Annotated in this window: 17 protein-coding genes and 1 riboswitch; of the genes, 13 read left to right on the forward strand and 4 right to left on the reverse strand. The window is 32.7% G+C overall.

The window, feature by feature from the left end; all coding sequences use genetic code 11:
• Positions 1-311 precede the first annotated feature (311 nt).
• Genes ACVEGE_RS16510 through ACVEGE_RS16525 form a run of 4 tightly spaced genes read right to left on the reverse strand, consistent with a single transcriptional unit; the run spans position 312 to position 6,545 of the window.
• Positions 312-1,712 (reverse strand): efflux transporter outer membrane subunit, encoded by a 1,401-nt coding sequence (locus ACVEGE_RS16510; protein ID WP_192500061.1) that lies wholly within the window; start codon positions 1,710-1,712, stop codon positions 312-314.
• Complete coding sequence (locus ACVEGE_RS16515) at positions 1,702-4,872, reverse strand: efflux RND transporter permease subunit (protein WP_192500060.1); 3,171 nt, start codon at positions 4,870-4,872, stop codon at positions 1,702-1,704. The genes ACVEGE_RS16510 and ACVEGE_RS16515 overlap by 11 nt, the downstream gene beginning before the upstream one ends.
• A gap of 33 nt (positions 4,873-4,905) precedes the next feature.
• Positions 4,906-6,012, reverse strand: coding sequence for an efflux RND transporter periplasmic adaptor subunit (locus tag ACVEGE_RS16520; RefSeq protein ID WP_192500059.1), 1,107 nt, complete (start codon positions 6,010-6,012; stop codon positions 4,906-4,908).
• A gap of 23 nt (positions 6,013-6,035) precedes the next feature.
• Positions 6,036-6,545: a GbsR/MarR family transcriptional regulator gene (locus tag ACVEGE_RS16525; protein ID WP_173852003.1), complete on the reverse strand. Its 510-nt coding sequence runs from the start codon at positions 6,543-6,545 to the stop codon at positions 6,036-6,038.
• Between the two features lie 202 nt (positions 6,546-6,747).
• On the opposite strand from ACVEGE_RS16525, the gene ACVEGE_RS16530 reads away from it, so the two are divergent.
• The 13 genes from ACVEGE_RS16530 to ACVEGE_RS16590 all read left to right on the forward strand — a co-directional run bounded on the left by ACVEGE_RS16530 (position 6,748) and on the right by ACVEGE_RS16590 (position 21,195).
• Positions 6,748-7,977, forward strand: coding sequence for an HD domain-containing protein (locus ACVEGE_RS16530; RefSeq protein WP_192500058.1), 1,230 nt, complete (start codon positions 6,748-6,750; stop codon positions 7,975-7,977).
• A 122-nt stretch (positions 7,978-8,099) separates the two neighbouring features.
• Positions 8,100-9,143 carry a UDP-3-O-(3-hydroxymyristoyl)glucosamine N-acyltransferase gene (gene lpxD, locus ACVEGE_RS16535; RefSeq protein ID WP_173855020.1) on the forward strand — a complete coding sequence of 348 codons (1,044 nt, stop codon included), beginning with the start codon at positions 8,100-8,102 and terminating at the stop codon, positions 9,141-9,143.
• Positions 9,136-10,521 carry a bifunctional UDP-3-O-[3-hydroxymyristoyl] N-acetylglucosamine deacetylase/3-hydroxyacyl-ACP dehydratase gene (locus ACVEGE_RS16540; RefSeq protein ID WP_173855021.1) on the forward strand — a complete coding sequence of 462 codons (1,386 nt, stop codon included), beginning with the start codon at positions 9,136-9,138 and terminating at the stop codon, positions 10,519-10,521. Before lpxD ends, ACVEGE_RS16540 begins: the two co-directional genes overlap by 8 nt.
• Positions 10,522-10,598: 77 nt before the next feature.
• Positions 10,599-11,387 (forward strand): acyl-ACP--UDP-N-acetylglucosamine O-acyltransferase, encoded by a 789-nt coding sequence (gene lpxA, locus ACVEGE_RS16545; RefSeq protein ID WP_173852011.1) that lies wholly within the window; start codon positions 10,599-10,601, stop codon positions 11,385-11,387.
• Between the two features lie 196 nt (positions 11,388-11,583).
• Positions 11,584-12,150, forward strand: coding sequence for an elongation factor P (gene efp / locus ACVEGE_RS16550; RefSeq protein ID WP_173852012.1), 567 nt, complete (start codon positions 11,584-11,586; stop codon positions 12,148-12,150).
• A 13-nt stretch (positions 12,151-12,163) separates the two neighbouring features.
• Positions 12,164-13,093: a UDP-3-O-(3-hydroxymyristoyl)glucosamine N-acyltransferase gene (locus ACVEGE_RS16555; RefSeq protein WP_192500057.1), complete on the forward strand. Its 930-nt coding sequence runs from the start codon at positions 12,164-12,166 to the stop codon at positions 13,091-13,093.
• A 1-nt stretch (position 13,094) separates the two neighbouring features.
• A complete protein-coding gene (locus ACVEGE_RS16560) occupies positions 13,095-13,457 on the forward strand; it encodes a nuclear transport factor 2 family protein (protein WP_173852016.1) in 363 nt (120 codons plus the stop codon).
• A gap of 87 nt (positions 13,458-13,544) precedes the next feature.
• The gene (gene sucD, locus ACVEGE_RS16565) at positions 13,545-14,417 is read left to right on the forward strand and encodes a succinate--CoA ligase subunit alpha (RefSeq protein WP_173855022.1); all 873 of its coding nucleotides are present in this window, start codon (positions 13,545-13,547) and stop codon (positions 14,415-14,417) included.
• A 214-nt stretch (positions 14,418-14,631) separates the two neighbouring features.
• The gene (locus ACVEGE_RS16570) at positions 14,632-15,054 is read left to right on the forward strand and encodes a hypothetical protein (protein ID WP_192500056.1); all 423 of its coding nucleotides are present in this window, start codon (positions 14,632-14,634) and stop codon (positions 15,052-15,054) included.
• Between the two features lie 116 nt (positions 15,055-15,170).
• Positions 15,171-15,267, forward strand: a riboswitch (SAM-I-IV-variant riboswitch).
• Between the two features lie 57 nt (positions 15,268-15,324).
• Positions 15,325-16,647 carry a Na+/H+ antiporter NhaC family protein gene (locus ACVEGE_RS16575; RefSeq protein WP_192500055.1) on the forward strand — a complete coding sequence of 441 codons (1,323 nt, stop codon included), beginning with the start codon at positions 15,325-15,327 and terminating at the stop codon, positions 16,645-16,647.
• A 791-nt stretch (positions 16,648-17,438) separates the two neighbouring features.
• Complete coding sequence (gene fabG / locus ACVEGE_RS16580) at positions 17,439-18,185, forward strand: 3-oxoacyl-[acyl-carrier-protein] reductase (protein WP_173855025.1); 747 nt, start codon at positions 17,439-17,441, stop codon at positions 18,183-18,185.
• A 73-nt stretch (positions 18,186-18,258) separates the two neighbouring features.
• Positions 18,259-20,286: a hypothetical protein gene (locus ACVEGE_RS16585; RefSeq protein ID WP_192500054.1), complete on the forward strand. Its 2,028-nt coding sequence runs from the start codon at positions 18,259-18,261 to the stop codon at positions 20,284-20,286.
• Between the two features lie 12 nt (positions 20,287-20,298).
• Positions 20,299-21,195 carry a LysR family transcriptional regulator gene (locus tag ACVEGE_RS16590; protein WP_192500053.1) on the forward strand — a complete coding sequence of 299 codons (897 nt, stop codon included), beginning with the start codon at positions 20,299-20,301 and terminating at the stop codon, positions 21,193-21,195.
• Positions 21,196-21,218 lie beyond the last annotated feature (23 nt).

Below are 21,218 nucleotides of genomic sequence, written 5' to 3' on the forward strand. Positions count from 1 at the left end.
CACAATCAATTTACCAGAATAATCGAAATAAAGAGTAAATACCTCCATTAAAATTAATGCATCTTAATAGTATTCTAAGCTAAAAATATTCATTCAATCATTACTTAGCTCACTGTTAATCGCAATTAGTGATTAAGTTTAATTTAAACGATGTTTTGCACATGGAAAATTTGCGCATAATGGTAAAACATAGCTTTTTTGTGAAAAAATCTTTAGTTTATGATGTTCTAAATAAAAAGCCATTAAACATTGCTGCTTAATGGCTTTTATCAAATTAAAATTAACTAATTAATTCTGGGTACAAAATTAAGCTATTGCCATCCACCACCAAGGGCTTTGTATAATTGAATAATGGCTTTGTATTGTTGAAACTTGTTGTCTGCAAGACTTAATTCGGCATCAAGAGCTGCATCTTTAGCAGTTAAAACCTCTAAATAATTTGCCAAACCATAGTTTAATAACTCATCAGAGAAAGAACTTGCTTTAGTTAATGCTGCGGCTTGTTTTTCACGAATAGTAATCTTATAGGTTTCATTATTATATTGTGCTAAAGCATTCGAAACTTCTTTTCCTGCTGTTAGCAAAGATTTTTCAAATTGTAAATACGCTTTTTCTTGATTTGCTTGTGCTACTTCATATTTAGTTCTCACTTGTCTTTGATTTAAAAGAGGTCGTGTTAAACCTGTAATTACATTGGCGAAAAGCGAATTAGCACTAAACCATTCTTTTAAATCGATACTTTGTAAACCACCAGTAGCAGTCACTTTTAACGTTGGATAAAAACCACTTTTGGCAACGTTAGTCATCTCAAAGTTGGTAATCAAGTTGTATTCAGCGGCAATAACATCAGGTCGGTTTCTCAATAAGTTTGCAGGAACACCTAAGGTGATTGCAGGTTGCATATTTTGTGATTCAAATGTACTGCGTTCAATTTTACCAGATGCCTCTCCTAAAAGCGCGCTCATAGTATTTTCTAGAACGATAGCGCTATTTTTTAAATCGGCAATAATAATTTCTGTCGCGTATTTTTGCGCCTCTGTTTGTTTAACACCAACTTCAGTTACATTTCCAGCTTTTTTTAGCGCGATAATAGTCTCAACACTTTGATTTCTATTAATCAAGGTTTTCTCAGCCACTTTAATTTGTGCATCTACTGATAACAATTGGTAATAAGTAGTAGCAATACCGGCAATCAATTCAGTTTTAATTGCTTGATTAGCGGCACCAGTTTGTAAAAATGCAGCATTAGCAGCACGTTTATTGCTTCTTATTTTACCCCAAATATCAGCTTCCCAAGAAAGGCTTCCGTACAATTGGTATTGATCAGTATTCAAATCACTCAAGAAAGATCCTGACTGACTGTTTTTAGATATTTTATTGTGCGTCCAGTCTGTACTTGCAGATAGTGTAGGGAAGTAGCCCGCTTTACCTTGCAACATAGTCGATTTTGCGGCAGCTAAATTTTGCATTGCAATGCGAATATCCAAATTGTTTTTCAATCCCTTATTAATGTATTCTTGCAATAATGGATCAGTAAAAAGCTTGTCCCATGAAACATTTGCTAAAGAAGCAGTGTCAGAGGACACCACTTCATTACGATACAAATTTTCTGTTTTAAGCTCAGGACGTTTATAGTCTTTGGCAACAAAACACGATTGCATTACGGTTGCCGTCACGACTAATAAAGTGACTTTATATATTTTATTTTTCATTTTCTTCTTCTAAAAGTGGAACATCAGCCCCCTGAGTTGTAACAGGAAGTGGTTTTGTACTAATTTTTTCTTGCAAGCTTTGGAAAACAATAAACAATACTGGAATTACAAATACTCCAAGAAGTGTTCCTATTAACATCCCTCCAATAGCACCCGTTCCAATTGCTTTATTTCCTACTGCACCAGCACCTTGAGCTAACATTAATGGCAATAACCCGAAGATGAATGCAAATGAAGTCATCAAGATAGGACGTAAACGTGCAACAGCACCTTGAACAGCAGCTTGAGCGATACTGAGTCCTTTTTTCCTTGCTTCAACTGAGAATTCTACGATCAAAATGGCATTTTTAGCCAATAATCCAATCAACATAATCAGTGTAATTTGCAGGTAAATATTATTACTCACATCAAAGATATAGGCAAAAATATACGCCCCAGCTAAACCAATTGGTAACGAAATCAATACTGCAAAAGGAAGCATATAACTTTCATACTGTGCTGCTAATAAAAAGTAAACAAATATTAAACACAATAAGAAAATATACAAGGTTTGTCCCCCTGCGCTAATTTCCTCACGAGTCATTCCTGAGAATTCATATCCATAACCGATAGGTAATTTTTGGCTGGCTACTTCTTCAACTGCTTTAATGGCATCACCAGAACTAAATCCGTCATTAGGTGCACCAGTAACTTTAACAGAAGTAAATAAGTTGAAACGGTCAATTGCTTGCGGTCCAAAAGTTTTAACTAAAGTCATGTATTGTGATATTGGTGCCATTTCTCCTTTATTATTTCTAACAAGAACTTTATTTAATGACTGAGGATCACTTCTAAACTGTGGTTCAGATTGGTAAACAACTCTAAATTGTTTTCCAAATTTATTAAAGTTGGAAGCGTAAACTCCACCATAATACCCTTGCATTGTTCCTAAAACATCAGCAACAGTTAATCCTGATTTTTTAATTGCAGGAACATTCAAATCAATACGGTATTGAGGATAATTAGGAGAGAAAGAAGTTGCTGCATACTTGATTTCAGGACGGCTATTCAAAGCAGCCAAAAATGCAGTATTTACTTCGCTTAATTCTTGAATAGTTCCCCCTTTTTGATCTTGTAATTGAAATTCAAAACCATTGGTAAAACCAAAACCAACAAGAGTAGGACGTGCAAAATACAATACTTTAGCATCTTTTACGGCTGCAGTACGTTTAAACAATTCTTTTACAATCATTGAGATTTCTTGGTTGGCATCTTTACGTTCAGCCCAAGTTTTTAATTTTACAATCACCATTCCGTAGTTACTACCCGTACCACTAATTAAACTACGACCAGAGATACGCAGGACTTCCTTAATTTCAGGAATATCTTTAATTTTATTCTCGATTTCTAATAATACTTTTTCAGTGTTTTCTAATGAAGTTCCTGGCGGAAGTGATACATCAGATAAAATAGCACCAGTGTCTTCTCCCGGTACAAAAGCCTTAGGAGTGATATTCAATAGTAAAACAAATATTCCAGCAAAAAGTGCAATTCCTAGGAAAGCCAACCATTTTCGTTTAACGAAAAACTCAACGGATCTCTTGTATTTTCTAGTTGTAGTATCAAAACCAACATTAAAAGCAGTGTAAAAACGTTTTAAAAATCCTTTTTGTTTTTCCTCTTCATTATGTGGTTTTAAGAAAATAGCACACAAAGCAGGAGATAATGTCAAGGCGTTAATTGCAGATAATACAATTGATACCGCTAATGTTAATCCAAATTGTTTGTAGAATACCCCAGCCGAACCACTAATAAACGAAACCGGAATAAATACCGCCGACATTACTAAGGTGATCGATATGATGGCGCTACTAATATCGCCCATTGCGCTGTGTGTTGCTTTTCTAGGATCGTGTTCTCCCGCTTCCATTTTAGCATGAACTGCCTCGACGACTACAATGGCATCATCGACCACAATTCCTACGGCAAGCACTAAGGCAAATAGCGTTAATAAGTTGATGGTGAAACCAAACATACTTAGGAAAAAGAATGTCCCTAAAATAGCTACTGGAACTGAAATTGCAGGTATTAAGGTCGATCTCCAATCTTGTAAAAAGATAAAAACTACAATAAATACCAATATAAAAGCTTCAATAAGCGTATGAATTACCTTAGTAATCGACTCATCTAAGAAATCATTAGCATTAATTAAGGTTGTATAATTAACACCTTTTGGGAAGTTAACTTTAGATTGATCCAAAACTTTTAAAGCACCTTCAATTACTTCTTGAGCATTAGAACCAGCTGTTTGTGCAACAGCAATTGCAACAGATTGATTTCCGTTAGTTAAAGTATTACTTGCATAATTTACCGCTCCTAACTCAATTTTAGCAACATCACCTAATTTAAGCACTTCTCCATTAGGTGTTGAGCGAACAACGATTTCTTCAAATTCTTTAGTGTCTTGTAAACGTCCTTTATATTTTAAAGTATATTGAAAAGATTGCCCACTATTTTCTCCTAATTGTCCCGGAGCTGCTTCAATATTTTGCTCTGCCAATAAATCACTAATGTCAGATGGAACTAATCCATAAGCACCCATTACATCAGGCTTAAGCCAAATACGCATAGAGTAATCTTTTTGACCAAAAATCACCGCTTCACCAACACCTGGAACCCTCTTAATTTTAGGTAAGATATTAATGTTTGCATAATTTTGAAGAAAAGTCATGTCATAATCAGGGTTTTCACTATATAAAGAGAAAATCAAGATATTATCACTTTGTCTTTTTGAGGTAGTAACACCAGCTTTAGTAACCTCTTGCGGAAGCAAAGGGGTAGCACGTGATACACGATTTTGTACATTCACGGCAGCTAAATCAGGATTTGTACCTAATTTAAAGTAGATACTTATAGAAGCTGAACCATCATTATTAGATGTAGAAGTCATGTAAGACATGTCCTCAACACCATTAATTTGTTCCTCTAACGGAATTACTACCGAGTTCATTACAACTTCGGCACTTGCTCCTTGATAATTTGCAGTAACGGTTACTGTAGGAGGTGCTATTTCAGGGTATTGTGATACGGGAAGGGATATTAATCCTATCAATCCCAATATAACGATGATTATAGAAACCACCGTTGACAATACCGGTCTGTCAATGAATTTTGAAAACATATTTTGCTATTTATTCAATTGTTAGTTTGTCAATTATTTTTTTGCTGGATTGATAACAGAATTGAAATCAACCACTTCTGGCTTGATAGGAGTTCCTTCAGTGATAATACCAACTCCTTCGATAAGCATTTTATCATTAGGATTTAGTCCGCTGTCTACAACAAAAAATCTTCCTCCTGGAATAGGACGCACGGTGATAGGCACTGCTTTTACTTTATTTTCTTTATCAACAATAAGCGCAATACGCTTGTCTTGCATTTCTAAAGTTGCGTTTTGAGGAATGATGATTACATCCTGCAAATCAGTAGGGATTTGGACTACACCACTTCCGCCAGAGCGCAATAATTTGTTGGTATTAGGGAAACTAGCTCTTACATTAAAAGATCCTGTTTGCATATTGGCTTGACCACTAAAAGTTTGAATTTTACCTTTTTGCTCATAAACTTGACCATTACTTAAAACTAAATTTACCGCAGGCATATTATTAACTTTGTCTTGAAAGCTTTTCCCAGCTGAGTTCATCATGATATCCAGTTGTTGTTTTTCATTCACAGAAAAATAAGCATATACTATACTCACATCAGAGATACGTGTTAATGGCTCAACCGTTTGGCTGCTTACATAACTCCCTAATCGCAAAGGCAAATCACCTACAATTCCGTTTACTGGACTTTTAATTGTAGCATAATTAATTCTAGCAATAATACTTTGATACGTACTCTTTACACCTGCAAGATTGGCTTTTGCAGTAGCAAGTTGTACATCACTTATAATATTGCGTTCAACAAGCGGTTTTAAACGATCAACTTCTACTTGAGCAGCAGTAATTTTAGCTTTAGCTGCTGCAGCCTCTTGTGTAGCAGTTTGTGTCTCTAATTTAAAAAGTAATTGTCCTTTTTTAACTTCTTGACCTTCTTGAACATATATTTTTTCAATATAGCCATCAACTTTCGCACGAATATCGATGTCAGTAATACCTTCTAAACTAGCAGGATATTCAGCTAATAAAGTAGTGTTTGATTTTCCAATTTCAACTACTTTATAGGGCATAACAGGCGGAGCAGTTACGGTAGCTTCTTTTTTACAGGATAGCAAGCTCATTGATACTAAGAGCGCACTTATAAAATATTTCTTTTTCATTTGCGAATATTTACTAAAATTGATTAATTATTTATTTGTTGTTGATTCTTATTTTTAATTTCTATTTTCTTAAACTCAGCGATTGTATTTTGAAGTGATTTTTCTACTTCTAGAATATGATGTTTATAGGAAATGATATTCTCTAAATTGCATTTCTCTTCAGCACAAGAGGCTGTTTTATGACGGTAGTCATGCATTCTATTAATGATATAACTTTCGGCTTCAATCATTTTTAAGTAATTGTTTAATCGGTCACTTAATGGTGCTGACTTAAAGTATTTCTTTCGATCACCTGATAGCGTGAAATAATGAACTTTCTCCATATTAAGGAGTAACTTTAAGTTTGTAGAGATAGAACTTTTACTGGCTCCTAATTTTTCTACTAATGCTTCAAAAGTTAATCCTGATTTGCATCCATCAACAATTAAAACTCCTATAATTCTTGCTGCTAAAGGAGGAACTTGATATAAAGACTCAAAATGAATACCGAACATCTCAATGATCTCTTCTCTTTCTTTTTGTATATTGTCCATACTAATTTTTTTGCAAATATATAAATGGTTCGTAAAACACCGAACTAATCGAACTTAATATTGTGTTAAATTTTAAACGCTTGTTTAATTCTAAAAAAAAGGTAGCTAAAATGCGTTTTTTAATACTAAAAGTAGGTTTTAAAAACACTTTTATATGTAAAATGTATTTTGCTTATATTTGTTGACCTAAAAAAAAGTTATAGTGAGTCAAATCAATAAACTGAAAATATTTAATGATCCTATATATGGATTCATTAGCATACCTAATGCTTTAATTTACGATCTAATACAACATCCTTATTTTCAAAGATTAAGGCGTATCTCTCAAATGGGATTGTCTTATCTAGTTTATCCAGGAGCAAATCATACCCGTTTTCATCATGCCTTAGGCTGTATGCATTTAATGCAAAAAGCAGTGGATGTGTTGCGTTTTAAAGGAGTTAACATCTCTGAGGAAGAAGAAAACGCCTTGTATATTGCTATATTATTACATGATATAGGTCACGGTCCTTTTTCACATGCCATGGAAAGAAGCATTGTAGAGGATGTACATCACGAACAAATTTCGTTGCTTTTTATGAATGAATTAAATGTTAAATTTAACGGTCAGTTAGATTTAGCTATTCAAGTATTTAAAGGAGAGTACCACCGTTTATTTATGTTACAGTTGATTTCTAGTCAGCTGGATATGGATCGAATGGATTATTTAAAAAGAGATAGTTTTTATTCTGGTGTAGCCGAAGGAAATGTGAACTCGGAACGATTGATCCAGATGATGAACGTAGAAAACGACATGCTGGTTATTGAAGAAAAAGGAATTTATTCTGTAGAGGAATTCTTAATGTCGCGAAGATTGATGTACTGGCAAGCTTACTTACATAAAACTAGTTTGGTGGCTGAATTGATTTTGACAAAAATATTAAAAAGAGCAAAGGAGCTGACATTAAAAGGAACTCTTTTACCTTGTAGTGATGCACTTCAGTTTTTTTTACAAAACAAAATTACCCTAGACGCATTCGATACTAAAACTTTAGATTTATTCTCAAGATTGGATGATTTTGATATTATAAGTGCCCTAAAAGCATGGCAATATCATGATGATTTTATTTTGTCATCTTTGAGTAAAATGATCATTAATAGGGATTTATTAAAGATTAAAATGACTAATGACAAAGTTGATCTTCAAGATTTACAACCTCTAAAGGAACGTTTTGCATTAGAGAATAACATTAGTTTGCAAGACGCAGCTTATTTTATTTTTAAAGGAAAAATAAAAAACCAAGCATACAGTAAGGAAGCAGAACCTATTAGAATACTGAAAAAAGACCGCACTGTAGAGGACGTAATTGAGTCCTCTGATCAGCTGAATTTAAAATCATTATCTAAAGCGGTGACTAAATATTACATCTGTTATCCAAAACAACTTGCATAAATGGACATTTAAAATCTATTTTTTTATATTTTTGTCCAAATCAAAAGTTAATCATTTTTTTAAATGTTTAAAGCACTGCGATTACAACGCATCTTATACAATTAAAAATACAATACAATAAGATGAAATTTACAGCAGAACAAATAGCGGGGATTTTAGAAGGTGAAATCATTGGTAATCCAAAGGCTGAAGTGCATGAATTAGCAAAAATTGAAGAAGGAAAAGACGGTTCATTGACTTTCCTATCTAACCCAAAATACAATAACTATATCTATACTACAAAGGCGTCAATAACTATTGTAAATAAGACGTTTATAGCAGAAGCAGAAGTAAGTACAACATTAATAAAAGTAGAGGATGCTTACCTGTCATTCTCTAAATTATTAGAATTTTATGACCAAGCAAAAGGAAATAAAAGCGGAATAGAACAACCATCAGTAATTGCAGAAAGTGCAAAATATGGTGATAGTTTGTACCTAGGAAGTTTTAGTTATATAGGAGATAATGTAGTAATTGGTAACAACGTAAAAATTTATCCTAATTGTTTTATAGGAGATAATGTTGCCGTTGGGGATAATGTTACTATTTTTGCTGGTGCTAAAATATATTCAGAATCTAAAATAGGAAATGGATGTACAATACATTCGGGTTCTATAATAGGTGCAGATGGTTTCGGTTTTGCACCTAATTTAGACGGGAGCTATAAAAAAATCCCACAAATTGGGAATGTTATCATAGAGGACAATGTTGATATTGGTTCGTGTACAACGATTGATAGAGCAACAATGGGATCTACTATTATTAGAAAAGGAGTGAAGCTTGATAATCAAATTCAAGTTGCTCATAATGTAGAGATAGGAGAGAATACTGTTATAGCAGCACAAACTGGAATTGCAGGTTCTACTAAAATAGGTAAAAATTGTATGATAGGTGGGCAGGTAGGTATTGCAGGGCATTTAACAATAGGTGATAATGTGCGCATACAAGCACAAGCGGGTGTAGGAAGAAATATAAAGAGTAATGAAACATTGCAAGGTAGTCCGTCATTTGGTTACAATGATTTTAGTAAATCATACGTACATTTTAGGAATTTACCTAAATTAGTTGCTGAAATAGAAGAATTAAAAAAAGAAATATTAAATCAAAAAAATAGAAACAATGGTTAAACAGAAGACCATCAAAACAGAAATCTCACTAACTGGTGTTGGATTACATACAGGTAAAGAAGTTAAAATGACTTTTAAACCAGCTCCTATCAATAATGGGTTTACTTTTATTAGATTAGATTTAGAAGGAAAGCCAGTTGTTGAAGCAGACGCTAATTATGTAGTAAATACACAAAGAGGAACTAATTTAGAGAAATTGGGTGTTAAAATTCAAACTCCTGAACACGTTCTGGCTGCTTTAGTAGGTTGTGATCTTGATAATGTTATCATAGAATTAAATGCATCTGAGCTTCCTATTATGGACGGTTCTTCAAAATATTTTGTTGAAGCACTTGAAAAAGCAGGAATCGAAGAACAAAACGGAAAACGTAATGTATATGTAGTGAAAGAAGTTATTTCTTTTACAGATGAAGCTTCAGGAAGTGAAATCTTAATTATGCCTAGCGATACCTATTCTGTTACTACAATGGTTGATTTTGGTACTAAAATTTTAGGAACTCAAAATGCCAATCTAAAAAGTATTGCTGATTTCAAAACTGAAATTTCTGAATCAAGAACTTTTAGTTTTCTACATGAATTAGAAGCATTATTAGATAATGGGTTAATTAAAGGAGGAGATTTGAATAATGCAATTGTGTATGTTGATAAAGAAATATCAGCAACTACAATGCAAAATTTAAAAATTGCTTTTGGTAAAGACGATATTAACGTAAAACCAAACGGAATATTAGATAACTTAACATTGCACTACCCTAATGAGGCAGCAAGACATAAACTGCTTGATGTATTAGGTGATTTAGCTCTAATTGGAACTAAAATTCAAGGAAAAGTTATTGCAAACAAGCCAGGACATTTTGTAAACACTCAGTTTGCTAAAAAAATGGCTAAAATTATTAAAATAGAGCAACGCAATTATGTTCCTGTTTACGACTTGAACTTAGAGCCTTTGATGGATATCCATAAAATCATGGCAGTATTACCTCATAGACCGCCATTTTTATTGATTGATAGAATCATTGAAATGTCTGAAACTCATGTTGTAGGGATGAAAAATGTTACGATGAATGAGAATTTCTTTGTAGGTCATTTTCCTGAAGCTCCAGTAATGCCAGGAGTTTTAATTGTTGAAGCAATGGCACAGACAGGAGGAATCTTAGTACTAAGTACCGTACCAGATCCTGAGAATTACCTGACTTATTTCATGAAAATAGATAATGTTAAATTCAAACATAAAGTATTGCCAGGAGATACGTTAATCTTTAAATGTGATTTGATTACTCCTATAAGAAGAGGAATTTGTCATATGCAAGCTAATGCTTATGCTAATGGAAAATTAGTTGCTCAAGCAGAATTAATGGCGCAAATAGCCAAAAAATAAGATATATAAGATTGTATTAAAGACTGTTGAATATTTAATAGTCTTTTTATAATTAATACAAACATAAAAAAAAGCAGATGAATCAACCATTAGCATATGTTCATCCTGGTGCCAAAATCGCCAAAAATGTAGTTATTGAGCCTTTTACAACCATTCATAATAATGTAGTTATTGGTGATGGAACTTGGATAGGTTCAAATGTTACCATCATGGAAGGTGCAAGAATTGGTAAAAATTGTAATATTTTTCCAGGTGCTGTAATTTCAGGAGTTCCACAAGATTTAAAATTTGGTGGAGAAGAGTCTTTAGCAATAATAGGAGATAATTGTACTATTAGAGAATGTGTTACTATTAATAGAGGCACAATAGCGTCAGGACAAACAGTGATTGGTAATAATTGCTTGATTATGGCAGCAGCTCACATTGCGCACGATTGTCACGTAGGTAATAATGCAATTATTGTAAATGGTGTTCTTTTAGGAGGTCATGTCACGATAGGAAATCATGCAGTTATTGGTGGTTTAGCGGCAATTCATCAATTTATTAGTGTTGGTGATCACGCTATGGTTTCAGGTGGTTCATTAGTAAGAAAAGATGTTCCTCCGTTTACAAAAGCAGCAAAAGAGCCTTTGTCTTACGTAGGGATCAACTCAGTTGGGTTGCGTAGAAGAGGTTTTACATCTGAAAAAATTAAAGAAATCCAAGAGATTTATAGAATTTTGTATCAAAAAAATTATAATGTTACTCAAGCTTTAGGAATTATTGAAGCAGAGATGGAAGCAACTCCGGAAAGAGATGAAATTATTGATTTCATTAGAAATTCATCACGTGGAGTAATGAAAGGTTATACAGGGAGTACAATATAATTAAATTTTTATACATCTAAAGTCTAAAATACTGTAGATTATAATTGTTGTTAATATATATATTGAATTTAGTAAAGTGAAACGCGGTTAGTTTGATACAGAAAAAACCAATAAATAATTGGAATTAGCTATATATAAACAACTGTAGTATAAAGAAATAAGTAGTAAAAATAAAATTTAAATAAATAAAAATAAAATGGCATCTACATCAGATATTAAAAACGGATTATGTATCAAATACAATAATGACATTTATAAAATAATCGAATTTTTACACGTAAAACCAGGTAAAGGTCCTGCTTTTGTGAGAACAAAATTGAGAAGTTTAACAAATGGAAAAGTGTTAGATAATACATTTTCTGCCGGTCATAAAATTGAAGAAGTTCGTGTTGAAAACCATAAATTTCAATTTTTGTATCCAGAAGGAGATGATTTTCATTTTATGAATACAGAGACTTTTGAGCAAATTTCGTTAAATAAAAATATTTTAGATTCGCCAGGTTTATTAAAAGAAGGTGAAAATGTAATGGTGAGTATTAATACGGAAACTGATTTACCTCTTTCTGTAGATATGCCAGCATCTGTAATATTAGAAGTTACTTATGCAGAACCAGGTGTTAAAGGAAACACAGCAACTAACGCAACTAAATCAGCAACTGTTGAAACGGGAGCATCTGTAAATGTACCTTTGTTCATAAATGAAGGTGATAAAATTAAAATTGATACCACTTCAGGTAATTACATGGAGCGCGTAAAAGAGTAATTATTTTAGTTATATGAAATTTCCAAAAGTTTATTCTTTAGAACAAATTGCTACTATTATCAATTGCGAATATGTAGGTGATTCTCAATTTTCGGTTACAGGTATGAATGAAATACATGTAGTTGAAAGTGGCGATATTGTTTTTGTTGATCATCCTAAATATTATGATAAAGCATTAAATTCTGCAGCTACTATTATTTTGATAAATAAAAAAGTAGCCTGTCCGGAAGGAAAAGCATTGCTTATATCTGACGATCCTTTTAGAGATTTTAATACCTTAACAAGGCATTTTAAACCTTTTCAGTTTGCAAATGTTTCCATAGCCCCAACTGCTGTAATAGGTGATGGGACGGTTATTCAGCCCAATGTTTTTGTAGGCAATCATGTTGTAATAGGTAAAAACTGTTTGATACATGCTAATGTTGCTCTTTATGACCATACGGTTATAGGTGATAATGTTATCATCCATTCAGGTTCTATTTTAGGAGCCGATGCTTTTTATTATAAAAAGAGAGAAGATGGTTTTGATCAATTACTTTCTGGAGGACGTGTAGTTATAGAAAACAATGTAGGTATTGGAGCACTTTGTACGATTGACAAAGGAGTTACAGGTGATACAACTATTGGTGAAGGAACAAAACTAGATAATCAGGTGCATGTAGGTCACGATACGGTTATTGGTAAAAAGTGTTTGATAGCCTCACAAACGGGTATTGCTGGCTGTGTTGTAATTGAAGATGAAGTGACTATTTGGGGACAAGTAGGAACTACTAGCGGGATAACAATAGGTAGTAAAGCAGTTATCTTAGGACAAACTGGTGTTACGAAGTCAGTAGAGGGAGGAAAAAGTTATTTTGGTACTCCTATTGAAGAATCGAGAGAAAAGCTAAAACAGTTAGCTAATATTAAGAAAATACCAGAGATTTTAACCAAATTAAAATAATATGTCTGTAAAAGAATTTATTCAGAGTTTTTACAAATCTGACGCACTAATTAATAATGAAGTGATGAAAGATTTTCTACATCCTGAAATCATTTTAGACTGGAATAGTAGTAAAGGATTCCTACAGTTAGATCATCAAGGAATATTAGATATAGCTACAGAACTTAGTAAAGCATACGTACGTTCTAAGGTTAGAATAAGTCATATTGTTACGGAAGGTGACACGGTATCTGTTCGTTATTCTCATTTTGTAAAAACAATTGAGAACCCAAGAGAAGAGATGCTTTTAGCCAGTTTCATGGCAATTTGGCAAGTTAAAGATGGAAAATTATACCGCGGATATCAAATGAGTCAATTAACTTAAGATATTTTGATAATAAAAGCGCCCAAAATAATTTTCAAAACCTTACTTTTGCAACACAATTTATAAAAATCACATAAAATATATATCATGAGTGTTTTAGTTAATAAAGATTCCAAAATAATTGTCCAAGGATTTACAGGAAGTGAAGGAACTTTCCATGCTTCTCAAATGATTGAGTACGGAACTAACGTTGTTGGTGGTGTAACTCCAGGAAAAGGAGGGACTACACATTTAGACCGTCCTGTTTTTAACACTGTAAAAGACGCTGTAGACCAAGTTGGTGCTGACACGACTATCATTTTTGTACCGCCAGCTTTTGCTGCTGATGCAATTATGGAAGCTGCAGATGCAGGAATAAAAGTAATTATTGCAATTACTGAAGGTATTCCAGTTGCAGACATGATCAAAGCTAATGCTTACGTAAAAGAAAGAAATGCTAGATTAATAGGACCTAACTGTCCAGGAGTTATTACTCCAGGTGAAGCTAAAGTTGGTATTATGCCAGGTTTTGTTTTCAAAAAAGGAACTGTAGGAATTGTTTCTAAATCAGGTACATTAACTTATGAGGCTGCTGATCAAGTAGTAAAACAAGGATTAGGAATCACTACTGCAATTGGTATTGGTGGAGACCCAATCATTGGTACAACTACAAAAGAAGCTGTTGAGTTGTTAATGAATGACCCAGAAACAGAATGTATCGTTATGATAGGTGAAATTGGTGGTCAACTAGAAGCAGATGCTGCTCACTGGATCAAAGCTGATGGTAACCGTAAACCAGTAGTAGGATTTATTGCAGGAGTTACTGCTCCAGCAGGTCGTACAATGGGTCATGCAGGTGCTATTGTAGGTGGAACTGATGATACAGCAGAAGCTAAAAAACAAATCATGAGAGAATGTGGAATACACGTAGTGGATTCTCCAGCTGAAATTGGTAAAAAAGTTAAAGAAGTTTTAGGATAGTCTTACTATTTTAAATAAAAATAGAATAAGCCTCACATTTGTGGGGCTTTTTTATTATTATACAAAATTAAAGAAATACCTTTGCAGCTGATTAAAAATTAATGCTATTTAAGTTCAAAAAGAATATAGTTAAAATAGCTCTACATTTAATCTATAGTTTTTCATTTTAAAATGAAATCCCGAATTACCCAATTGAGAAATAAAATAAAAGAATATGTATAAAGAATTAGAGAAATTTAAAAGTAACGGTCAATTTTCATTTACAGCAGAAGATAGTTTAGAAGAAAAATGCAATGCTTCTCAAGGAAGTGGTGTTTTTTTAGTTTTTGCAGTAGCAGAAGAGAAAGAGTTGATTATGGTAGGTTCTACAGGAACAGTACAAAACAACGGAACTCTAAAGATTAAGAATGGTGGTCTAAAAGAAAAAATTGTTGAAGGACACCAATTCGCAAAAACAGGAAGAAAATATTCTTGGCCAGCACAAATGGCTAAAGAAGATATTAGTACTTTAGAAGTGGTATGGTATGAAACTTTTAATGAGGATACTAAAGGAATTCCTACTGCAGTAGAAGGACAAGTTTTACAAAATTTCTTAGATGAAAACGGAAGATTACCAAGATGGAATGTAGCTTTTTAAGCTTATTTCTTCAAAAATATAATATATTATAAAAAAGCTTTACTACGGTAGGGCTTTTTTTATGCAATATTTTATGCAAGTCCTTGTATAATTGTAGAAATTATAACTACTTTTGCATCCGTTATCACGAATCTCTAAATGAGATAGCAACCTGCAACAACGAGCAAGGTGCTAAAACGATAAGCCAAATCCTTTGGAAAAAATGTTGTTTTACATTCCCATATTTTAGCTTTGTTTATCTTGATAATTTTAATTTTTTAAAATATATCTATGTCTACATTTTCAAAAAACACCGGGAACCCTTATGCTTTGATTCCGTTATTTGTTTTTATTTTTACTTTTCTAGGTGCTGGAATTATTCTTGATGATTTTTATGCCTTTCCGTCACCAGTTGCTGTGATGGTAGGTATCATTGCTGCATTCTTACTTTATAAAACAAGTACAGATGATAAAGTGGCTACTTTAATTGCTGGCTGCGGAGAAAGTAAAATCATGACCATGTGTTTGATTTATTTGTTAGCAGGTGCATTTGCAGTTGTTAGTAAAGCGATGGGTGGTGTTGATGCCGTTGTAAATCTCGGGATCAATACAATTGATGTGGCTTATTTTCCGTTGGGGATATTCTTGATTGCAGCTTTTTTATCTACTGCCACAGGAACCTCAGTAGGTGCAATTGTTGCTATTGGACCAATAGCTATTTCTTTAGCTGATAAAAGTGGCGCTTCATTGCCTTTAATATCAGGTGCTTTATTAGGCGGATCAATGCTAGGAGACAACCTTTCTATGATTTCTGACACTACCATTGCAGCCACACAATCATTGGGATGTGAATTGAAAGACAAATTTAAAGTGAATTTATTTATCGCTTTTCCAGCTGCATTTATTACTGTTTTGGTTTTCTTCTACTTAGGTTTAAATTCGGATATTGTAACTGTGGCTATTGCAAAAAATGATTTTTCATGGATTGCAATTGTGCCTTATGTATTAGTAATCATCCTAGCATTAATAGGTATTAATGTTTTCTCGACTTTAGTAATTGGAACTCTGTTAGCGGGAATTATTGGCTATGTTGGTGGTTCGTTTACTTTAATGGAATTTACTCAAAAAATTTACGAAGGCTTTACCGGAATGACTGATATTTTCTTGTTATCAATGCTTACAGGTGGCTTAGCGGCAATGGTTGATAAGGCTGGCGGAATTACATATTTATTAGTCCAAATAAAAAAACGCATCAAGAATAAAAAATCGGCACAAGCGGGAATTGGGGCTTTAGTAGGTTTTGCTAATTTGGCTATAGCCAATAATACTGTTTCAATTGTAATTACCGGTCCTATTGCAAAAGAAATCAATGATGAGTACAATTTAAGTTCTAAGAAAACGGCTGCTATTTTAGATATTTTCTCTTGTATCGTTCAAGGAATTTTACCTTATGGAGCGCAAGTTTTATTGATTTTAAGTTTTGCTAATGGTAAATTAGACTTCTTTGATTTAATAGGGAATGCTTGGTATCATTTATTTTTATTAGCTTTTACTTTAGTGGCTATCTATAGTTCGTATTGGGATAAATTAGTAAATAAGTTCTTTAAAATATAGAATATTTTTTAAAACTCTTGTAAAGAAGCGTAAAACAGTAACGGCAGATTCACACTTGTAATTGGTGAATTTGCCGTTACTATTTTAGAACTGTTATACCAATACTATTTCTAAAACAGGCCAATTATTAATTCGAGCAGAGTCGAGAACCACTATTGCTTCTCGCTCGATGTGACAAAAATCAGTATCGACTAAATTGTACTCTTGAGTGGTATTACATGGTTTTTTAATAAGCTGATTTTGTTGTTCTTAATGTACTAATGTTACTGAAGTCAAGAATATTGGTCCTACATGGTTGTGGTAAACACTTTGATACTTGTAACGCCGTAAATCTTGCTGTAAAGTACCAGAATTGTATTTGTTACTGTAGTTTTGGTTTTAGATTTAGTTTCTAATGAGCAAATTAATATATTAAAGAGAGTTATTGAGGCTAAGATTATTTTTTTTCCATAAAGAAATGGGTTTTATGTAAAGATTTTAATTTTACGATAGGGACAATTAGTTTTATTTTATAATGATAAATTTGGGCTTTAGTTCTTTATTATTAGTCTTTTAATATTATATTTAATTTTAAGAGCATATAGAATAGAGAATATTTAATTGTGAGTATGCTTTTTTTACAATGTTATTGAAATTGAAATTTTTTTTAAGAAAGGAAATATTATATATTTGACAAGTCGTTTTTAGCCCTGATAGAAATGGAAATCCTTTTATATTTTTTCTTAAAAATATAAAAGATTGCAATGGATAGCAGGAATAGCTCTAAATAAAAAATAAACTAATTTTTGAATATGAAATTACTAGAAGGAAAAGTTGCCATCATAACAGGCGCAAGTCGCGGAATAGGAAAAGGAATAGCAGAAGTTTTTGCAAAACATGGAGCAAATGTTGCTTTTACTTACAGCTCTTCTGTTGAGTCGGCTTTAGCATTAGAAAACGAATTGAATGCTTTAGGTATTAAAGCAAAAGGATACCAGTCTAACGCTGCTGATTTTAATGAAGCGCAAACGATGGTTGATGCTGTAATTGCTGAATTTGGTACGATTGATATCTTGATAAACAACGCTGGAATTACTAAAGACAACTTATTGATGCGCATGTCTGAGGCCGATTTTGACAAAGTAATTGAAGTCAACTTGAAGTCGGTTTTTAACATGACTAAAGCAATTCAAAAAACATTTTTGAAAAAACGCGCTGGATCAATCATTAACATGAGTAGTGTTGTGGGAGTGAAAGGAAATGCGGGACAAACAAATTATGCTGCTTCTAAGGCTGGAGTTATTGGGTTTACTAAGTCAGTTGCTTTAGAATTAGGATCACGTAACATACGTTGTAATGCGATTGCTCCAGGGTTTATTGAAACAGAAATGACAGCAAAATTAAATGACGATGTGGTTCAAGGATGGAGAGACGGAATTCCGTTGAAACGTGGTGGAACTACTGAGGATGTTGCTAATGCTTGTTTATTTCTAGCGTCAGATATGAGTGCGTATATCACTGGTCAAGTTTTGAACGTAGATGGTGGAATGCTTACTTAATATTTAAAAATTTAATGATTAAAAGATTTTAAGATTCTCTAATTTTTCTATTTTTAAATCAAATAAAAATTATATGACTTTAAACACCGTACTATTAGTTATTCTTTCATTATTAGTTGCTGGAGGTTTGTCATTTTTTCAATATTATTACAAGGCCAAAAACAAATCAAAATTGCATTTGTTTTTGGCTTTTTTACGTTTTTTAGCCGTGTTTGGTATTTTAATACTTTTGATAAACCCTACAATAAAAACAAACACAATACAAACTATAAAACCAGTTTTGCCTATTGTTGTTGATAATTCTAGTTCTATTGTAGCGATGGAAGCTGATAAAAGAGCAACAGAAATATACCGTGAATTAGTTTCTAACAAAGATTTACAGGCTAAGTTTGATGTACAGAGTTATCAATTTGATGCTGATTTTCAAGCTTCGGAAAAATTTGATTTTAAAGGCAAGCAAACAAATCTTGCTCTAGTGGCTAAAAATTTACAAAGTAGCAATAGAAACCTAGTGTATCCCACCATTATTATTACGGATGGAAACCAAACTACGGGTAATGATTATGAATATAGTTTTGACGGAACAAATAAAGTATATTCAGTTATTGTAGGTGATACTACACAGGTTTTAGATCTAAAAATTAATCAATTGAATGTTAATAAATATGCTTTTTACAAGAATAAATTTCCTGTAGAAGTATTTTTAGAATATTCAGGAACTAAAGCTATTTCTAGCACTTTTACGATTTCACAAGGAAATACTGTTTTGAATAAACAGCAAATATCGTTTTCACCAAATAAGAAAACGGCAGTGGTAAATGTACTTTTGCCAGCAGATAAAATAGGAACTACGGTTTTTAAAGCAACATTAACTACGAACGAAAAAGAAAAAAACACCTATAATAATACCAAGCAATTTGCAGTAGAGGTAATTGATCAAAAAACAAACGTAGCGATAGTTACAGCAATCAATCATCCAGATATAGCTGCTTTAAAAAGAGCTATTGAAGCTAATGCACAACGTAAAGTAGCTATTTTTAACCCTAATAGTGATATTGATTTACAAAAATATACTGTGCTAGTTTTGTACCAACCTACAACTGCTTTTAAAAAGATTGTTGAGAGAAATAAATTAGCAGGATTGAATGTATTTATCATCACGGGAACCCATACTGATTTTACTTTTCTAAATCAATTACAGCGCAATTTAGAGTTTAAAATGAGTGGACAAAAAGAAGATTATTCGGCTGTTTTTAACAAGCAGTTTAACTCCTTTACCACCGAGGATATTGATTTTGAAAATTTTCCACCATTAGAAAACACCTATGGTAAGGTTACTACTTTAGGAAATGTATCGGTATTGCTTGGCGCCAAAATAAGAAATATTGAAACCAATGCACCTTTGTTAGCTTTCGCTGAGAATCAAGGCAAGCGGGAAGCCTATTTATTAGGGGAAAATAGCTGGAAATGGAGAATGCAAAGCCATATTGGAACTGATTCCTATGAAAAATATGATGTATTTATTGATAAGACTATTCAGTTCTTAGCATCAAATAGTGTCAAAAAATCATTAGTTGTTAATCACGAACGTTTTTATAATTCAGGAGATGCTATCGAAATTTCAGCTCAATACTTTAATAAAAATTACGAGTTTGATGATAAAGCAAGATTAACCATTACAGTTACAAACACGAAGACAAAGCAAACTAAAAATTACGATTTACTTAAAAGTACTACTGATTACAAAGTAAACTTAGATGGTTTAGCTGCTGGAAAGTATCTTTTTACGGTTAAAGAACTGAATTCTAAAACGGTATACAGTAGTCAGTTTGAAATTTTAGATTTTGATATCGAAAAACAATTTGTAAATCCAAATGTTGAAAAACTAAAACGTCTGGCAACAGCAACAAAAGGAGCTGTTTTTTATCCAAATCAAACAGAACAATTAATTGCAAGTTTGTTAAAAGACGAGAGTTATAAAACGATTCAAAAAAGTACTACTTCCCGTTCGCCGTTAATTGATTGGAGCTGGTTGTTGGTATTAATTGCATTAGTTCTGTCAATAGAATGGTTTGTTAGAAAATACAACGGACTTTTATAAAATGATGCTGATATGGATTTTAGACTTAAAGTTTTTTTGACTGTAGCCAATAGGTTGAGTTTTACAAAAGCGGCAACGGAATTATACATTACGCAACCCGCGGTTTCTAAGCACATTCAAGAATTAGAAGAAGAATATAAAATCAAACTTTTTGATCGTAATGGTAGTAAAATATCGCTTACCCAAGCCGGATTACTATTATTGAGTCATGCTAAAAATGTATTCGAAATTTACCGGGAAATAGATTTTGATATGAGTACTTTAATTCAGGAACAACGTGGTTTGTTGAGAATAGGAGCGAGTACGACTATTTCACAATATATAATTCCGCCAGTTTTAGCTCGTTTTCATCAAAAACTACAAGATGTAAAAGTCACTTTGCGAAACGGTAACACCGAGCAAATTGAAAAAGCATTATTAGATAAAGAAATTGAAATAGGAATTGTAGAAGGGCAATCTAAAAATCAAGCGATAAAGTATATTCCGTTTTTAAAAGATGAATTGGTTTTAGTTTGTAAACGAGATCATGTTTTAGGGTTAAAGAGTCAAATCACTAAGAACGATCTTTTAACAATGCATTTCCTGATGCGCGAGCAAGGTTCAGGAACACTAGAAGTTATTGAATATGCTCTCAAACCGTTTGCTATTACTTTAGATCAATTAATTATCGAAATGCAATTGGGTAGTACTGAGAGTATAAAGTCTTATTTAATGAATTCTAATTGTGTTGCTTTTATCTCTATTCATGCCATTGAAAAAGAGCTTAAAAATAACGAGCTCATGATTCTAGATGTGAAAAATTTAATGATTGAGCGTAATTTTTATATTATCAACTTGCAAGGAAAACCAGCAGCGCTACCAGAATTATTTATAAAAAACATTTTAAATCACTATAACTTAAAGTTATGATGGATTATATTTAACGATTGGTG

Source organism: Flavobacterium sp. PL002 (assembly GCF_054165825.1).